Consider the following 15886-nt stretch of genomic DNA (forward strand, 5'->3'; position numbering starts at 1 on the left):
CTCACACACGTTCGACGGCGGGTTCGCCGAATAGACCGACGGGCCGCGCGAGCAGGAACAGCATTGCAAGCAGGTACGGAAACCAGTTTTCGATGCCGCCACCGAGCAGGCTGCCCACATACACTTCGGCAAGCTTCTCCGACGCGCCGATCAGCAAGCCGCCGACAATCGCCCCGCCGATCGACGAAAAACCGCCGATAATCAGCACCGGCAGCGCCTTCAGCACGACCAGCGACAACGAGAACTGCACGCCGAGCCGCGCGCCCCACAGAAGCCCCGCCACGAGGCTGACGAACCCGGCCAGCGCCCACACGATTGCCCAGACCCGCGGCAGCCGCACGCCGATGGCCAGCGCGGCGAGCGGGTCGTCGGCCACGGCGCGCAACGACAAACCGAGCCGCGTGCGATTGGTCAGCAGCGACAGGCCGAGCACCAGCACGCCGGCGGTGGCCGCGGCAAACATGTCGAACTGGCTGATCATGACGCCGCCCACGTTCAGCGGTTTGTCGTCGATGCCCAGCTCCAGGCCGTGCACCTGAGCGCCCCAGAACAACTGCGCGGCGCCTTCCAGAATGAAGCTCAGACCCAGCGTCGCCATGAAGAGGACGATGGGCGGGCGATTCACCAGCGGGCGCAGCACGAGACGGCCGATCAGCAAGGCAATCAGCACCAGTGCCGCGAGCGCGAGACCAAACGCGAGGACCGGGTTCACATGCCGCTCGACGACGCTCACGTAGGTCAGCGCGCCGAACAGCACCATCGACCCCTGCGCGAAATTGAAGACGCCGGACGCCTTGTAGATCAGCACGAAGCCGATCGCGACCATCGAGTACATCACGCCCGCCAGCAAGCCGCCGACGAGTACTTCGAGAAAAAATCCCATGTTCTGCGGTCTCTCAATGACGGGTGCCGAGATAGGCGGCCAGTACATCCGGGTTGCTGCGCACGTCGGCGGGGGCGCCGTCGGCAATCTTCTTGCCGTAGTCGAGCACGACCACGTGATCCGACAGGTCCATGACCACGCCGATGTCGTGCTCGATGAGAACGACGGTCACGCCGAATTGCGTGTTGACGTCGAGCACATAACCGGCCATGGCGCGCTTTTCGTCGGCATTCATGCCGGCCATGGGCTCGTCGAGCAGCAACAGACGCGGCTCGGCGGCGAGGGCGCGGGCCAGTTCGACGCGCTTTTGCACGCCGTACGGCAGTGTGCCGACGGTGGTATGCCGGTAACGTTGCAGGTCGAGCGCGTCGATTACGACTTCGGCGTATTGGTGTTGCACGCGTTCATCGGCGTGCGCGCGGCCGATGTTCAAGGTCTGTTCGAGCCATGTGCTGCGCCGGTGCAGATTGCGGCCGGTCAGCACGTTGTCCAGCACGCTCATACGGCGAAACAGCGCGATGTTCTGAAACGTGCGCGCAATGCCGCTGTGCGCGGCGTGATACGGATTCATCCGCCGATAGGCGCGGCCGTCGAAATGCACGCTGCCCTGCTGCGCTTGATACACCCCATTGATGACGTTGAGCAGCGAGCTTTTGCCCGCGCCGTTCGGGCCGATCAATGCGCAGATTTCACCGCTGCGCACGGTGAAGCTGATATCGGTGATCGCTTTCACGCCTTTGAACGACAGCGAGATGCGATCGAGCGACAGCAGCGCGTTGGAAGACGAAGTCATGGAAAGTTGAGTCATACATCAATACGCTGGTTGTTGCGCCGCGTCGTCTGCGCCATGGCGCACATGCGCTGCGGCTTCGCGCGGGTGTTGGACGCGTCGCCATTCGCCGGTATCGGGCCAGGCGCGCACGTTCACCCGTAACGCGCTGAATAGCGAAGCGGTCGTCTCGTCGAGCGGCGGCCCGATGACGAGCGCCGCATGGGTGCGTGAAAAGCCGATCACCTCGCGCAACGGGCGGGTGATGAGCCACCAGGTCAAGGTGCGCGCGAGTGGGCCGCCCTGTCCGCGTTGCGCCCGGCTGATCAGGCGGCGGCGCAATGAGCGTGCGCCGGGCAAGCGCTCATCGACGAACTGGGCCACCCGCGCGTAGGTTTCGCGCGTGCCGGCCACCAGCGTCGGTGCGAGTTCGCGGCGATCGTTGTCGCGCGTCGCCAGCGACTCCGGAAAATTCAGGCGGAAGCCGCTCACTACCCATGGCGCGATCAGGTAGCGCGCCTGGGAGGCCGCCGCAAAGGCCCGCGCGGCGAACGCGTCGTCGCGAGCGGTCAGCTTCTCCGTGCCGATGAGTTGCTCTGCTTCGCGTACCAGCGTCGCATGGGAGAAGCGTTGCGCGACGAGTTGTCCATCCGCATCCAGACGCACGAAGGCGAACGCGTCGTCGTGCGGACGCGCGGTCGAGGTGAAGCGGCCTTCGTGGCGGATCAACAGTGCGCGATAGTCGGTGACGGCGGGATGCGGATGGGGCGGGAGGTTACGCGGGTTGGCGTCGATCACGCGCAATCCGTCATGCGCCAGCAGACGGTCCAACTGGCTGTCGTCTGCGGCGAACACGAAACGTGGCGCAAGCTGGGAGAACGCCGCGCGCAACGTGCCGTCGGCGATTTGCGGATCGAGCGGGATGGCCACGCCACCGTTCCACTGAGCCGCGAGCGACAGTAACAGCGCCTCTTCACGCGGATGACTGACCAGCAGCAAGGCGTCGCCCGCAGTAAAACCGCGTTGCGCGAGGCCGGCGGCCAGTTGCTCGACCGCCGTGGCCACGTCCTGCCACGACAACGCGTGCCATGTACCCAGCCGCTTGTAGCGCAACGCGACGGCATGCGGCCGGCGCTGCGCCTGATGGCGCAGCCACTCCGGTAGCGTCGACGGTTGTGCGTGCGCCGTCATCAAGCAGCCTTTGCCTGCTGTTTGCGTTCGAGCTCGCGCACCAACGGCAAGACGCGTTTGCCGAAGTACTCCACCTCTTCGATGAAATGGAGGAAGCCGGCCAGCACGAGATCCACGCCCACTGACTTCAGTTCAACAATGCGCTCGGCAATCTGTTGCGGCGTGCCGATAAGATTGGTGCGGAAACCGTCGTTGTATTGCACGAGGTCTTCGAAACTCGATTTGGCCCAGTTACCTTCGCCCTCGGGCGAAGCCTTACCGGCCTGCTTCACCGCATCGCCAAAGGCCTGCACGGCTTCGACGTGAGCATGCCTGATGATGTCGTCGAGCACGGCCTTCGCTTCTTCTTCGGTATCGCGCGCAATCACGAAGGCGTTCACTCCGACGCGCACCTTGTGGTTATTTCTGGCTGCCTTGGCCTGGATGTCGTCGATCTGCGCTTTCAGGTTCTCCGGCGTATTGCCATTGGTGAAGTACCAGTCGGACACGCTGGCGGCGTTGTCGCGAGCGGCGCGTGAGCTACCGCCCTGGAAGATCTCGGGATGAGGTTTCTGAACCGGCTTGGGACTCAGCGTGTAGTCGTTGAAGCGGTAGAAGTCGCCCTTGAAGGTGAAGTTGTCCTGCGTCCAGATGCCTTTGAGCGCCTGAATGAATTCGTTTGAACGCCGATAGCGCTCGTCGTGTTCGAGCCATGGCTCGCCGATCGCGGTGAACTCGCCCTTGAACCAGCCGCTCACCACGTTGATCGCGATACGGCCATTCGAAATATGGTCGATCGTGGCCAGTTGTTTGGCAACGACTGCGGGATTCCACGGGCCGGGCAGAATCGCGGCGAGCACTTTGAGTTTGGTGGTGGCGTGCAGCAGCGCCTGACTGAATGAAACCGATTCGTGCTGATATTCGGCGCCGTAGCCGGCGGTGAAACGAATCTGGCTCAGCGCGTAGTCGAAACCAGCCTGCTCTGCGGTTTGCGCGAGCTTCTGGTTGTACTCCAGACTCCAGTCGGTGCGTTGTTCGATCGTGCTAACAACCAGGCCGCCGCTGACGTTGGGCACCCAGTAGGCGAACTTGACGTCGTCGTGAGTAGGGTTCTGGCTCATGGTGTTCCTGATAGTTGAGTGAAAGGGGTTTATGCAGCCAGTGTCGCGGCCTGCGCAAACGCATCGGGGAGGCGGCCCGCATGCAGCCAGGGCAGCGCGCGCGTCACCGCCAGTGCAATGCGCTCTTCTAGCGCCGGGTTCGAGATGGCATAGCCGTTGAAGTCCACCTCGGACGCGTACACGCCGATCGGCAGCGTGCGCGCCTGAAAGAAGCTGAACAGCGGACGCAACTGATGATCGATGACGAGCGCGTGGCGATCGCTGCCGCCGGTCGCGGCGAGCAGAACCGGCACATCGAAGAGCGCCTCGTGATGCACGAGATCGAACAAATGCTTGAAGAGTCCGGTGTACGACGCCCGGTAGACCGGGCTTCCCACCACCAGCAGGTCGGCCGATTCAATGGCCTTGATGTGCGCCTCCACGTCGACGGGGACCTGCGCGCGATGAACCGCGCCGGCGAGACTCGAGGCGATCTGGCCGAGTTCGACGAGATGCGTGTCGACCGGCACTGCGTCGCCGAGTGCCGCGAGAACACGTTTGACCACGACGAGGGTGCGTGACGGCCGTTGCAATCCACCGGAGACCGCGACCACTTTCAATCTGTTGCTCATGCGAACAATCCTTTCAATCTGGAATCGAATTAATCGGGACTGCAGCCTATTTAGCGAATACCGTGCCATTGACTTTGCGCAGACAGACGATGCTCGCGGCGAATGTGGCGAGCTGTCTCTTTCAGCACGCTGAACCAGAGGGCATAACGGTTTGAGCCTGTTTCGGGGCCGCATATCGTGACGACATGGAACCATTGCAGACCGGCGTATGTAGCTGGTGAATCAGGATGGTCTCGTCGCTGCTGCTGGAGCAGCAGCGACGGGCAGGGCGGGGCGCCTTCAGCCTTTCAGTAGTCCAACCGGTCCGGCGTCTGAGAGACGTCGGGTGACGTGACTGCTGACGCAGAGACGGCATCGATAACGACGCTGCTGCGTAATCAGCAATTCGACTTTGGTTCCCACAACAAAATGCATCGGAGGGGAGCGTAGGTCGTCAGAATATGCCTCTCAGGAAGCAACTCTGTGGCGATATGAATTCGACTTACCTACAGCAAAACGCACCGCTTTCCGTATTACCTGACGAGGAGACGCCCGCTATCACTGAAACGCCGCTGCAGATCGCACAACGTCTGGCCGTAGCGTTTGCCACGACCGCGACCGAGCGCGACGCCCAGGGTGGCACGCCGAAAGCCGAGCGGGATGCGTTGCGCACCAGCGGTCTGCTGGCGATGAGTATTCCCGCGACGCACGGCGGTTCCGGCGCCAACTGGCGGCAAACGCTGGACGTGGTGCGCACGCTTGGCCGCGCGGACAGCTCGCTTGGGCATGTGTTCGGCTTTCATCATCTGATGCTGGCGACCGTGCGTCTGTTCGGCTCGCCGCCGCAGTGGCGTTCGTGGTTCGAGCAGACGGCGCGCCATCAATGGTTCTGGGGCAATGCGCTGAATCCGCTAGACGAGCGGGCGGTGAGCCACTCGTACGCGGACTGGCGGGAGTTCAGCGGACAGAAGAGCTTCTGTTCCGGCGCGCTCGATTCCGAAATGCTGATCGTGTCTGCGCGGGACGCGGATGCACGAACGCTGCTGGTCGCGGCCGTGCCGACAGGGCGTACAGGTATCTCGGTTGGCGAGGACTGGAACAATATCGGTCAGCGGCAAACGGATAGTGGCACGGTGACGCTTGAAAAGGTACGCGTGGAGAATCATGAGCTCCTGACCGAGCCAGGGCCGCTGTCGACGCCTTTCGCCTGCCTGCGTCCCTTGCTCGCGCAACTGATCCTGACGAATACCTATCTGGGCATCGGCGAAAGCGCGTTCAATGATGCGCGTCACTACACGCTGAACGAAGCACGTCCATGGCACACGTCCGGTGTGCAAACCACGTCGGCGGACCCATATATTCTCGGTCAGTACGGCGAGTTCTGGGCGGGCCTCGAGGCGGCGCGTCTCTTGACCGACCGCGCGGCGGACCGTTTCGATGCCGCCTGGGCCCGCGAGGACGCGCTGACCGAGGCCGAACGCGGCGAAGTGGCGTTGGCCGTTGCAACGGCCAAAGTCGCCGCTACCGAAATCGGCTTCAGTATCTGTACCCGGATGTTCGACGTGGCCGGTGCCCGCGCGACACACGGCGCGCTGAGGCTGGACCGCCATTGGCGAAATTTGCGTACCCATACGCTCCATGATCCGCTCGCCTACAAGCTTCGTGAAATCGGCGAATGGACCTTGACGCAACGATATCCGACGCCGAGTTTCTACTCATGAACTATTCACTCAATCACGTGTTGCCGGACCGCCCAGCCATCGCGCGAACGGAAGTGCCACCGTTGCTGACGATGCCCGACAAGCGCACGCTCACCACCTCCATTCGTGCTACTGCGCAGATCTTCTCGGACCCCCGATCGGTGGCGTTGCTCGAACGCATTCGCATGGTGGCGCCGAGCGATGCCAATGTGCTCGTGATCGGCGAAACGGGAACCGGAAAGGAGTTGGTCGCGCGCCATGTGCACAACCTGAGCGCCCGTAAGGACGGCCCGTTCGTCGCGGTCAATTGCGGCGCGTTTTCCGAGTCGCTGGTGGAAAGCGAATTGTTCGGCCACGAGAAGGGCGCGTTTACCGGTGCGTTCTGCGCGAAACCCGGCTGGTTCGAAGCGGCGAATGGCGGGACGCTGTTTCTCGATGAAATCGGTGACCTGCCGCTTTCAATGCAGGTCAAGCTGTTGCGTGTGCTGCAGGAACGCGAGATCGTGCGGCTCGGCTCGCGCCGCAGCGTTCCGATCGACGTGCGCGTGCTGGCTGCCACCAACGTGCATCTGCAGGACGCGGTGGCGGCGGGGCATTTCCGCGAGGATCTGTTTTACCGGCTAAATGTCGTGCATCTGGCCGTGCCGACGTTGCGCGACCGGCCTGGCGACATCCTGCCGCTGGCCCGCTATTTCATTGAAGAGTATCGGAACCGTCTGGGTTATGGCGCCGTCGATATTGATCCGCGCGCGGAACGCAAGCTGCTGGAACACAGCTGGCCAGGCAATATTCGCGAACTTGAAAATGTTATCCATTACGCGTTGCCGGTGTGCCGCAGTGATTCACTGGGCGAGGGCGATCTGCAGATGTCGTCGTTCGGGATACAGGGGGCGCGGCGAGCGGTCAACGAACCGGCGGCGGCGACACCGCTCGGAGAACTGGAGGCGGCATTGCGTCATCTGTTCGATAACGCGGAAGGCAACCTGTTCGAACAGATCGAAGACACCGTCATGCGCGTGGCATTCGACTTCTGCTACCGGAACCAGATTCAGGCCGCGAGGCTGCTCGGCATCAGTCGCAACGTATTGCGGGCGCGGCTGATTCGCGCAAAGCAGATCTCGGCGCAGAAGTAGATGCACGCGGGTGGTCGTCGAGGCAGTCTGTTACGTGGCATCGGAAATCGAAGCGGACCGGCCGCGAGACCGGCCCACTCGATGCCGCGCGCCTCGGCGGCAGCGAGCTAGGTAGCCGTTCGGCTGTTGCCGATCTGCCAGACGAAGGGCGGCTCCTTGCCGTTGATTTCCCAGTCGCCGACGATCCGTTCCTTGTAAATGAGGGGATTGTGCGATGCCGCTGTGCGAGCGTTGCGCCAGTGACGGTCCAATAGTTTGTTTTCGCTGGTGCCCGACGCGCCGAGCGCGTTGAACAGGTCAGTCGTCGCCTGCAGAATCAGACCCGCAACAGCCACCTGCGCTTTTGCAGATTCAATTTCCGCTGCCACGTTTGCGGCTTGTTCGGCACTGCGGTCGGTGCCGAAGCGCGTTTCGTACGCTCGTTGCGAGGGTTCGGCCGCACGCACGGCCGCAGCCTCCGCGGCGTACACGCGCGCCGCGATTTGTCCCACCACCTGCTGCACCTGAGCATCTTCGCTGACACGCGGCGCGTTGCCATGGCTGTATATACGGGTACGTTTGCGGACCTCATCCGAGATGTCGTGCAATGCCGCGCGACCCGTCCCCGCGATAACAGCGATCAGCACGAGTTGATAGAACGCCGTCTGATATTTGAAGCGCGTGGAGAAGTCGATGATGTTTTCCTCGTCGACAATCGCGTTATCGAATACGGAGGTTCCGCTCCCGGTGGTGCGTTGGCCAAAGCCGTCCCAGTCATCGCTTTGCTTGACGCCTGACTGGTGCGTATTCACCGCGGCGATGACGTCGGTGCCGTTGTCGTCGCGCTGCGCGTAGACGTCGATCCAGTCGGCGAAGATGCTTCCGGTGCTGTAGTACTTCGTCCCGTTGACAACCCATTGGCCGCCGTTGCGCGACACGCGTGTGATCACGTCACCTATCTTGACCGCGCCGACCTCGGTCCACGCATTGCCGACAATTTCACCGGCCACGAAGCGTTGAAGCCATTTCTCCCTGGCGGCGCCGGGCGCCGCGTTGATTCTGTCCTCGACGAAAGCGAAGTGGCCACGCAGTGCTTGCGGCAAGCTCGAGTCGGCCTCGGCCAGTTCGATCAGGAGTTGCACGAGTTGCGGTAACGACGCGCCTGCACCACCGTACTCGACCGGTACTCTGACGGCGCCGAACCGTGCCTCCTTCAGCCAGACGATCTGCTCATAAGGCAGCGCACGTGCACGCTCGCGTTCGAGCGCACCGTCCGCGATGCGCTTGAAGATCGGCCTGAACGTGGCGGCCAGTTTTTCGTAGTCGGTGCCGGATGAAAGCGGCGATTTTTCCAGTTCGATTTGTGATGTCATGTGCCTTCTCTAAAGTCAAGGTGCGGAGCGATCAGACTCTCTTCGTCGAAAGTAAACAGCACGAGATGTGCCATCGCGCTTACCTTCTCTGGACCTTGACGAATGGGCATGGCGAGGAGTTCTTGTTGCTGGGGATGAAGCAGTGTGCTTATGAGGTGCTGCTCTGGGAGCAGTGGAAGTTTTGCTGGGAATGGGTCGCATACTCTGAGCGAATGGACGTCATCATTGCCTACCGCCTTGACGTGACAGAACCCCAAAAAGACACGGTCTATGCCGAGGCAGTCGATGACATGTTCAATGAGCGGCAACACCTGTTTCTCTCTTACAGACGACATTTTGGAACACCGCAATCTGCCGGATCTGCTCGCGCCGATCCATCAGAAAACCTGAAGATATCGATCAGGACTATGAGATTTCTTTGTCGACGCGCTTCTGCCATAGTTGTTGCAAGCAGTCGTGCTGCAGCATCGAATTGTCTGCGTGAATAGCAACCTATCAAAATTTCGACCATGGACCACCCATTGCGCGCCACGCTGGCTGCGGAATTGCATGCTCGCCCCTTTCTGCGGCTGGCCGAATCTGTATCCCTCACCCACTACGCGATTTACACCGAGCACAATCCGTCGATACACGAGACTCTGTTACATACGTTGTGCCGGGACACAGGAATACCGATTCCAGCGGAAGGCGCCACGCATTGCTCCGTGCAGTCGCCGTGCGGATGGCATCTGAAGTGGGAACGTCACACCGAATTCTCCACGTTCACGTTCGTCATCCCGCGCAAGGACAGCGACTATTTCAACGATGTTGCAACTGAGGGCATTCCCGCCAGCTGGTTCATGCAACTCGCTGGAAGCCGGTTCGTCGCGTCTCGTATGGAACTGCTGACGGGAGACGGCGCGCGCGCGGCGCGCGATGCGTTGCGTCAATGGATCGACGGGCCAATTCTAGTCGGCAGCAATGTGCTTGGCGGCGGTCAAGCGTTTTGCGACTGGTGCGTGCGGCCGGATGGCTTTATGCGCTTTCTCGTCATCGATGAGGGCTTTCGTGAGGAGCAGGGCGGCCGTCTGCTGCAGCGGCTGTATGAAATCGAGACGTATCGGATGATGGCGCTACTGGCACTGCCGATCGCGCGCAGGATGAGCCGCGATCTGGACGAGATTCATTCTTCGCTTCAGTCGCTGATGCAGAGCATGGATGCGCAGGGCGCAGATGGCGACGACTCACAGCTGCTCGTCAAACTCACGCACCTCGCGGTTCGAGTTGAATCGCTTTCGGGGTCCGGCGGACGCTTTAGCGCGTCACGGGCCTACGAGAAACTGGTACTGGCACGCATTCAAGAGTTGAGAGAAGAGCGCATTGAGGGAATGCCGACGATCCTGGAGTTCATGGAGCGCCGCTTCGCGCCCGCGATGGAGACATGCCGCAGCGTCTGGGCCCGTCATGAACAGATCGCGGACCGAATCGCACGCGCCGTCGATCTGTTGCGCACGCGGGTCAACCTCGCTCAGGAAAAGGACGTCACGCGCCTGCTCGTCGGCATGGAGCGGACGGCACGCAACCAGCTGCATTTGCAGCATGCTGTCGAAGGGCTGTCCGTTGCGGCAATCTCATACTATGTGCTTTCGTTGGCTGCTGCTGCGTTCAAGGCGTTGCACGTGCTGAGTCTTCCCATCGAGCCCGAGTTGGCCGAAGGCCTGGCGATCGGACCTGTCGTGCTTGCGGTGATCGCCATCACAAAGCGGACCCGGAGCCGGTTATTGAAGCGCAACGCGAGTGATGAAGAGCACGTCGCTCGTCCTTTGAATCAATCGATTTGAAACCGCAGAACCTCAGGAGCAGCATCAATGAATCACCCGAAAAGCAGCCAAGCGCAGGAACACATGCATCGCGATTCGAACCCCGCGAACGAAACCTATCAGCGGTCGTATCTTTCCGCGTTGAAGGAGCCGACCGTCTCGCTGGCCGCCACTCAAACGATCGACCCGATGTCGCGACGGCCGCGATTCTAGGCTACAACTGACAGAATATCTGTCACCCGAAGCTGCGCGTGATCAACGCGAGCGCTTCGATGAATGTGGACAGACCATCCTGTCTGTGTTGCTGCAGCACTCTCCGCAAGCACATTCGAGAGTTGACGTGAATTTAATTATAGAAATTATTGTTATAAGGATACCAAAGTAAATCGAAAGGGAGTTGATCCAGGATGGTCATCTCAAACCGGTGGTCGCTATGCAAGTTGGACACCCATCGACTGCGAAGCCGTAAACCAGCCGCCGGCTGCTTCAGCCTTCGCCCCGGGCACCGCACGCCGCATAGTTAGCCGGCGGGAACTCCCCTTTCGCTGACGGTCGGGTCGAACCACCTTCGCGCGGAGTGGAAATGGGACCGTTCGATGAACACAGCTCAAACTGTCCACATTCCCATTCGCACCAGAACCCGGCAATTTCGCCCGCCCGGCTCCGCGCGCCCGAAACAGACGGGCATTACGTTTTCGCGTGATCGCGCCACGCGTGCGAGAAGCTGGATTCAGGGTGATCCACGAGAAAAACCGGCAGATCGGTAGCGGGCGGTTTCGCGGGAACGTCGAAGAACATTTCGCAAACCCACCCGCGATGGTACGAAGCGTGATTCACCAGATGCATGAACATCGCGCCACGTGACATCGTCGAACGTTCCCCGGATATGAACGCGAACGACAGTTCTTCAGCCAGCGACGCGTCGGACTGCGCATCGGCCCAATGTTCAAACCACGTGTTCATGGCCTGATGCGCGCGACGCAGATCGCCCAGATCAGCGTGCACGATTACGTTACGCGTCGTGAAGCCATGCTCTTTGCGTTCGAGGTGCGCCCTCCAGATCAGATCGATCACGTGAATATGGTTTAACGTGCCGATCATCGTCCTGAACAACGTCTGCCGAATTTTGACGACTTCATCGGGCGGCAATGCTTCGATGGAATCGTATAGGACGTCGTCGGCCCAGGTCTTATACCGGGAAAACATCCGGGCGGTTTGCGTATTGAGCATGGCTGTATTCCTCGACTGTTTACTGGCATCGCTTAGCACGTCCAGCGCCGCGTGACACGCGCCAGGCAACTGTTCACATATCAATTCCTGCGCATTCGACGAGCGGTCCACAATGGCGTCGCGAATTTTCACTGCCTGACTGAACGGCTCCTGCATGCGGCCTTCGCGCGCCATTGCAATGCGTCGCAGGCGACGCTCCGGCCCGATCAAGCCCGCCCTCAAACCGCGTGAATTCACTGTATACAGATTATACAATAGGAAGCTTTATGGATCGCAAGATAGAGCGTCCACTGCTTTTCCATGGCCGTCTCCAGGTTGGTTTGACTGCCTGCGCGTAGACCGACCGTGAAGACTCCCCCAGATCACGCCCACTTCCGGAAGGTGATGCGTCGCCGCGGCATGTAACAATTCCCTTGTTAAGTCGATCGGACTTCGCCTGTTCAGGCGAGTAGAAAGCATATCGTCACGATCGTCGCATTTGAACCGTTGTATGCGCAATGAATCGTGAGACTCCCAAGCCTGCTATCCATGCTTCGCCAGGAAAGTTTTTCTGCAGATGGCGGGCCGCGTACAGGCTACCGGTTCGCGGCAAGGCTCCTCACGAAGTTTGACAGATGATCGCGCTGCGCCGGCATGTTCTGCGGACACTCCAACATCTGCTTTTCGGTCATCGTGCCCGGACACTACGCGAACGCGTTGAGCATCCTCTTCAGACACTCATACGCGGCAGACGCGAAGCTGAGCATCGAATGCGGGCCTGGAATCGGTCCGTCGACCTCGACGTCCGTGCTGACATAGATCTCAGTTTTGGGTTTGTCGCTCATCGTATGCTCGTTTCGTCGCCGGCAGCTATTCGGTCACGAAGCCAGCGTGTCACGGCGGCAGGTCCGCGTTTGGCTAGCGCCGTGTTCCAATCTTTACAGCGAGGGGGAGGTAACAGGCGAAACACAGTTGCCTCGGACAGCAGTTGCATGTAGCGCTCCGCCTCGCGATCGCCGGGCGCGTTCGCATCGAAACCGAGTCACACGACACGCTGCGCGCAAGTCTGGGGCAACCAGGGAGCCCAACGTCCGATGGTGGCAACACCGGGCCAGCCGCAGACTGCGAGCGAGAGTGCATCGAAGATGCCCTCGACCAGAATGAGGCGTCTGGCATGCCAGCCATCGCCGACACAGGCCACCCCGCCGCTGCGACCGACCGTCAGCATCTTGTTCTGGCCCCGCACGGTGGTGAGATAGCGGCCGTGCACCGACGACAGTGTGCCCTCATGGTCATACAGGCCGACCAGTACGGCAGCCCGGCCGTCCCAATCGGGATCGAAGCGCATCCCGGCGGCGTCTGCGATATCGAGGGGGATGCCGCGACGCTCGACATACGCTTGACCGGGCGTGCCAGCGAGGGAAATCGCGCGCGCAATGCGCTCGTCCGGCAATTCGCCGGACAGCGGCATTTGCAGGTGATTGTTGCATCCGAACCAACCCATGGCAGTATTTATCGTGCGGCTCGCAAACGGGAACTGCAAGCGGCTAAGGTCTAAAACCTGAGTCTAGTCTAAACGCCGTCGTTATCCGTGCGCCGGCAAGCGCGTCGCGAACACAAAGTGGCTGACGAACCGACGTCCCTCTTTCAGCCTAGGCAACAGCCGTCGTGTCCGTCGCGCTCGAAATTCCAGTCGATAACCTGCACGACAGCGCTAGCGCAATGAAGACCCCTGACTGAGCAACGCGCGCACATGAACAAATCCCCGACGCAATGAAACCTGTTTTAAGCTGCCATTCATTGACGCAACCCTTTCATAGCCACGCGCGTTAAGGCTGCCGCGACCTGCGCCTTATCACAGCAAACTCCTGAGTCGGGCGTCGCGTGATGGAAAGGGCGAAATTCGTATGCTGATCGGCCATGGCAAAGCTACGCATGTGGACTTGTCGACTTTCGATCACTCAGACCGGTCATTTGTCGCATGTAGCGTTCGGACGGCAATCCCCTGCAAAGATCAACGGGAAAAATCGGCCATGAAGGGACATTTACTCTCGCCCAGGCGAAGCCGCTTCAGCGCGGCTCGTCCCTATCCAAAAGCGGCCGCTCGCGGCGGATCGTTTTTTCTCCAGACAGCCGGCGCCGTTTCCCGATCGCGGCGGATGCGCCTCCCTGACTGACCCAGCCAGGACCGAGTTGTATCCATGGCGCCACTCCTTGCATAATCCTGCTCCCAGGATAGTCCACACTCGCGCCAGCGCCAGGACTTTTGCGGACCTTCCCCGACAAACATCCTTAACAAGCGATGATTTCACGGGAGACCCGTGGTAGCCCGTGTTGAACAGTGTGTCGGTCGGTGTAGTTGTAGTCTAGTGTGCAGCGCCGACGATTCCGACCAGTCGGAAAATGCAAGGAGACCGCAACGTCGCTGGATGATGACCATAGGCTCAGAGGCTCCCGCCATGCCGTGCTTAACCCGTTCTGGCTTGGTACGCTTCGAAGTGACGGCCTGACACAACGGATGCCGACGATGGTCGACGGGATTTTTGAAGGCGTTCAGATCACCTCACCTCCTTTATCTATCTATCAAGTGCAAGCGATGATTACCGTGCAGGAGTTGCTCGATACCGAATCCCTGAAACTAACGGCTCTTGCTGGCTTGTCCGGACTGACGCGGACAATCACTTGGGCCCATGCCGTTGACCTTCCCGATCCCTGGAGATGGATTGCCGCCGGCAATCTGGTCATGACGACGGGTCTAGGCGTGCCGCGTAATGCTTCGGACCAGATTGTCTGGCTGGAGAAGTTGGCCCATAGCAATGCAAGTGCATTAGTCGTCGCGCGCCAGGCCGACGCGCCGGAACTGTCACGCGAGATGCTGGAAGCGGCAGACCGTCTTATGTTCCCTGTACTGGCAGGGAGCTTCGAGCTTGAATTCGTGCAGTTGTCGAAGCATGTGATCGAAAGTGTGCTACAAGCCCAGCGCGACCGTTTCAGAGCCAGCGAACAACTGTTCGAGACTTATGCGACCGCACTGCGCGAAGTGCCAGACATGGCCGGACGACTGACTGTCCTATCGGATCGGTTGCGGCTCGGGCTGGCAATCGAAGATGCTCGCAGCGGCTCGATCATCGTTTCCTCGAGCCCCTTGCCATCGTCCGATGAGACCGACCTGGTTTCTGTAGACCGCGTCGCTATCGGCGGCCGAGCGAGGGCGAATCTGGTCATTCGTCGCCGAGACGCGCAAGCTTTGCAGGATCCGCTGCTGGTGCGCTCTCTTCTCGGGCTGCTCGAGATCGAGCTGGAGCGGATGATGATCGACCGCGACAACCTGCGAAAAGAAGGCGCGGCAGTCTTGCGCAGCCTGTTGAAGGGGGAGGCCGAGTTTTCCTTTCGTCCCATGCTGGAGCGCCGCGGCTTAACGGGCACGCTCGTTGTGCTCGCGGTCTCTCCCGGAAAGCATGGGCGATGGAGCGTAGCCGAAATCCACCACGCGCCACCTTTGCACGCCCGCACACCGTTGCTGCTCGAAGACGACGTACTGCTCGCGCTGGTTCAGGATCACGCGGACACGCTGGAATGCCTGCGGTTCGACTTGGGCGAGGGCGCCGTGGTCGGCACCAGTGGGCCGGTCACGGAGGCAGCCGGCTTTCGCGAGAGCGTGCGCCAGGCGCGCCTGGCGCTGGCACAGGCACGTGAAGTCGGAACCAGTCTAGTGCGCTATGGAGAAATCGAGACCGGCTACATCACGATGCCGAGGTCACTTGCCGAAGCGAGCGCGTTAGTTGGCCGCTATCTCGGTCCCGTGATCGAGTACGACCGCGTCCACGGTACCGCTCTGCTCTCGACGCTTATGACGTTTCTCGAGAACGACGGTAACTGGAAATCCACTGCCTTCGACCTGTCGATTCATCGCCAGACCCTTGTCTACCGCCTGAAACACATCGAGCAGCTGACCGGCGTCAAACCGAACACAACCGACGGAATCACGCGGTTGTGGCTGGCCCTTCAGGCTGGAAAGGCTGCCAATCTGTTGTCTGATGCCCTTTGAAATCATCAGATGGATAATCATACATTTGTATGAGAACCGTCCCTCAAGACGACATTTTGCGCATAGCCTGGCCCGCGCGTTTTGCTTTTAATGGAGGTAACAAAAGACAAAC

14 protein-coding genes and 1 pseudogene are annotated in these 15886 nt (G+C 60.6%); 5 read left to right on the top strand and 10 right to left on the bottom strand.

Features of this window, described 5'->3' with window-relative positions:
- Window position 1: 1 nt before the first annotated feature.
- From C2L64_RS48975 to msuE, 5 genes are read right to left on the bottom strand one after another with little or no spacing between them, the layout of a single operon-like run.
- A complete protein-coding gene (locus C2L64_RS48975; RefSeq protein ID WP_090836839.1) occupies window positions 2-883 on the bottom strand; it encodes a branched-chain amino acid ABC transporter permease in 882 nt (293 codons plus the stop codon).
- 13 nt (window positions 884-896) lie between these two features.
- Entirely contained in the window at window positions 897-1676 is a 780-nt protein-coding gene (locus C2L64_RS48980) for an ABC transporter ATP-binding protein (RefSeq protein WP_090836841.1), read from the bottom strand.
- Window positions 1677-1694: 18 nt separating this feature from the next.
- Window positions 1695-2843 carry an AMP-binding protein gene (locus tag C2L64_RS48985; protein WP_090836843.1) on the bottom strand — a complete coding sequence of 383 codons (1149 nt, stop codon included), beginning with the start codon at window positions 2841-2843 and terminating at the stop codon, window positions 1695-1697.
- Window positions 2843-3943 (bottom strand): dimethylsulfone monooxygenase SfnG, encoded by a 1101-nt coding sequence (sfnG, locus tag C2L64_RS48990; RefSeq protein WP_090836845.1) that lies wholly within the window; start codon window positions 3941-3943, stop codon window positions 2843-2845. Before sfnG ends, C2L64_RS48985 begins: the two co-directional genes overlap by 1 nt.
- A gap of 29 nt (window positions 3944-3972) precedes the next feature.
- Window positions 3973-4554: an FMN reductase gene (gene msuE / locus C2L64_RS48995; RefSeq protein WP_090836847.1), complete on the bottom strand. Its 582-nt coding sequence runs from the start codon at window positions 4552-4554 to the stop codon at window positions 3973-3975.
- A gap of 470 nt (window positions 4555-5024) precedes the next feature.
- On the opposite strand from msuE, the gene C2L64_RS49000 reads away from it, so the two are divergent.
- On the top strand, window positions 5025-6254 hold the full coding sequence (locus tag C2L64_RS49000; RefSeq protein WP_090836850.1) for an acyl-CoA dehydrogenase family protein: 1230 nt from the start codon (window positions 5025-5027) through the stop codon (window positions 6252-6254).
- On the top strand, window positions 6251-7366 hold the full coding sequence (locus C2L64_RS49005; protein WP_090836851.1) for a sigma-54 interaction domain-containing protein: 1116 nt from the start codon (window positions 6251-6253) through the stop codon (window positions 7364-7366). Before C2L64_RS49000 ends, C2L64_RS49005 begins: the two co-directional genes overlap by 4 nt.
- A gap of 107 nt (window positions 7367-7473) precedes the next feature.
- Here C2L64_RS49005 and C2L64_RS49010 read toward each other — a convergent pair whose 3' ends face one another.
- Together C2L64_RS49010 and C2L64_RS49015 are read right to left on the bottom strand one after the other, a co-directional pair.
- Entirely contained in the window at window positions 7474-8718 is a 1245-nt protein-coding gene (locus C2L64_RS49010; protein WP_090836853.1) for an acyl-CoA dehydrogenase family protein, read from the bottom strand.
- A complete protein-coding gene (locus C2L64_RS49015; protein WP_143055771.1) occupies window positions 8715-9029 on the bottom strand; it encodes a hypothetical protein in 315 nt (104 codons plus the stop codon). The genes C2L64_RS49010 and C2L64_RS49015 overlap by 4 nt, the downstream gene beginning before the upstream one ends.
- Window positions 9030-9227: 198 nt before the next feature.
- On the opposite strand from C2L64_RS49015, the gene C2L64_RS49020 reads away from it, so the two are divergent.
- Both C2L64_RS49020 and C2L64_RS54425 read left to right on the top strand, forming a co-directional pair.
- A complete protein-coding gene (locus tag C2L64_RS49020) occupies window positions 9228-10538 on the top strand; it encodes a DUF3422 family protein (RefSeq protein WP_090836857.1) in 1311 nt (436 codons plus the stop codon).
- Between the two features lie 27 nt (window positions 10539-10565).
- A complete protein-coding gene (locus C2L64_RS54425) occupies window positions 10566-10730 on the top strand; it encodes a hypothetical protein (RefSeq protein WP_167449626.1) in 165 nt (54 codons plus the stop codon).
- Window positions 10731-11204: 474 nt separating this feature from the next.
- Here the strand turns inward: C2L64_RS54425 and C2L64_RS49025 are convergent, their stop codons facing one another.
- From C2L64_RS49025 to C2L64_RS49035, 3 genes and pseudogenes are all read right to left on the bottom strand, one after another.
- Window positions 11205-11747 carry a DinB family protein gene (locus tag C2L64_RS49025; RefSeq protein ID WP_090836899.1) on the bottom strand — a complete coding sequence of 181 codons (543 nt, stop codon included), beginning with the start codon at window positions 11745-11747 and terminating at the stop codon, window positions 11205-11207.
- A 686-nt stretch (window positions 11748-12433) separates the two neighbouring features.
- Window positions 12434-12571: pseudogene (locus C2L64_RS49030) on the bottom strand (exonuclease); the annotation flags it as partial.
- Between the two features lie 197 nt (window positions 12572-12768).
- Window positions 12769-13230: a hypothetical protein gene (locus C2L64_RS49035; protein WP_090836859.1), complete on the bottom strand. Its 462-nt coding sequence runs from the start codon at window positions 13228-13230 to the stop codon at window positions 12769-12771.
- Window positions 13231-14253: 1023 nt separating this feature from the next.
- On the opposite strand from C2L64_RS49035, the gene C2L64_RS49040 reads away from it, so the two are divergent.
- Entirely contained in the window at window positions 14254-15774 is a 1521-nt protein-coding gene (locus C2L64_RS49040) for a PucR family transcriptional regulator (protein ID WP_244212344.1), read from the top strand.
- Window positions 15775-15886: the final 112 nt, after the last annotated feature.

Origin of the sequence: Paraburkholderia hospita (assembly GCF_002902965.1) — a bacterium.
GTDB lineage: Bacteria > Pseudomonadota > Gammaproteobacteria > Burkholderiales > Burkholderiaceae > Paraburkholderia > Paraburkholderia hospita.

What these genes read in the sequence shown, in the direction of transcription:
- C2L64_RS48975 (WP_090836839.1), bottom strand. Translation starts at nt 883, where the DNA reads ATGGGATTTTTTCTCGAAGTACTCGTCGGCGGCTTGCTGGCGGGCGTG.
- C2L64_RS48980 (WP_090836841.1), bottom strand. Translation starts at nt 1,676, where the DNA reads ATGACTTCGTCTTCCAACGCGCTGCTGTCGCTCGATCGCATCTCGCTG.
- C2L64_RS48985 (WP_090836843.1), bottom strand. Translation starts at nt 2,843, where the DNA reads ATGACGGCGCACGCACAACCGTCGACGCTACCGGAGTGGCTGCGCCAT.
- sfnG (WP_090836845.1), bottom strand. Translation starts at nt 3,943, where the DNA reads ATGAGCCAGAACCCTACTCACGACGACGTCAAGTTCGCCTACTGGGTG.
- msuE (WP_090836847.1), bottom strand. Translation starts at nt 4,554, where the DNA reads ATGAGCAACAGATTGAAAGTGGTCGCGGTCTCCGGTGGATTGCAACGG.
- C2L64_RS49000 (WP_090836850.1), top strand. Translation starts at nt 5,025, where the DNA reads ATGAATTCGACTTACCTACAGCAAAACGCACCGCTTTCCGTATTACCT.
- C2L64_RS49005 (WP_090836851.1), top strand. Translation starts at nt 6,251, where the DNA reads ATGAACTATTCACTCAATCACGTGTTGCCGGACCGCCCAGCCATCGCG.
- C2L64_RS49010 (WP_090836853.1), bottom strand. Translation starts at nt 8,718, where the DNA reads ATGACATCACAAATCGAACTGGAAAAATCGCCGCTTTCATCCGGCACC.
- C2L64_RS49020 (WP_090836857.1), top strand. Translation starts at nt 9,228, where the DNA reads ATGGACCACCCATTGCGCGCCACGCTGGCTGCGGAATTGCATGCTCGC.
- C2L64_RS54425 (WP_167449626.1), top strand. Translation starts at nt 10,566, where the DNA reads ATGAATCACCCGAAAAGCAGCCAAGCGCAGGAACACATGCATCGCGAT.
- C2L64_RS49025 (WP_090836899.1), bottom strand. Translation starts at nt 11,747, where the DNA reads ATGCTCAATACGCAAACCGCCCGGATGTTTTCCCGGTATAAGACCTGG.
- C2L64_RS49035 (WP_090836859.1), bottom strand. Translation starts at nt 13,230, where the DNA reads ATGGGTTGGTTCGGATGCAACAATCACCTGCAAATGCCGCTGTCCGGC.
- C2L64_RS49040 (WP_244212344.1), top strand. Translation starts at nt 14,254, where the DNA reads ATGGTCGACGGGATTTTTGAAGGCGTTCAGATCACCTCACCTCCTTTA.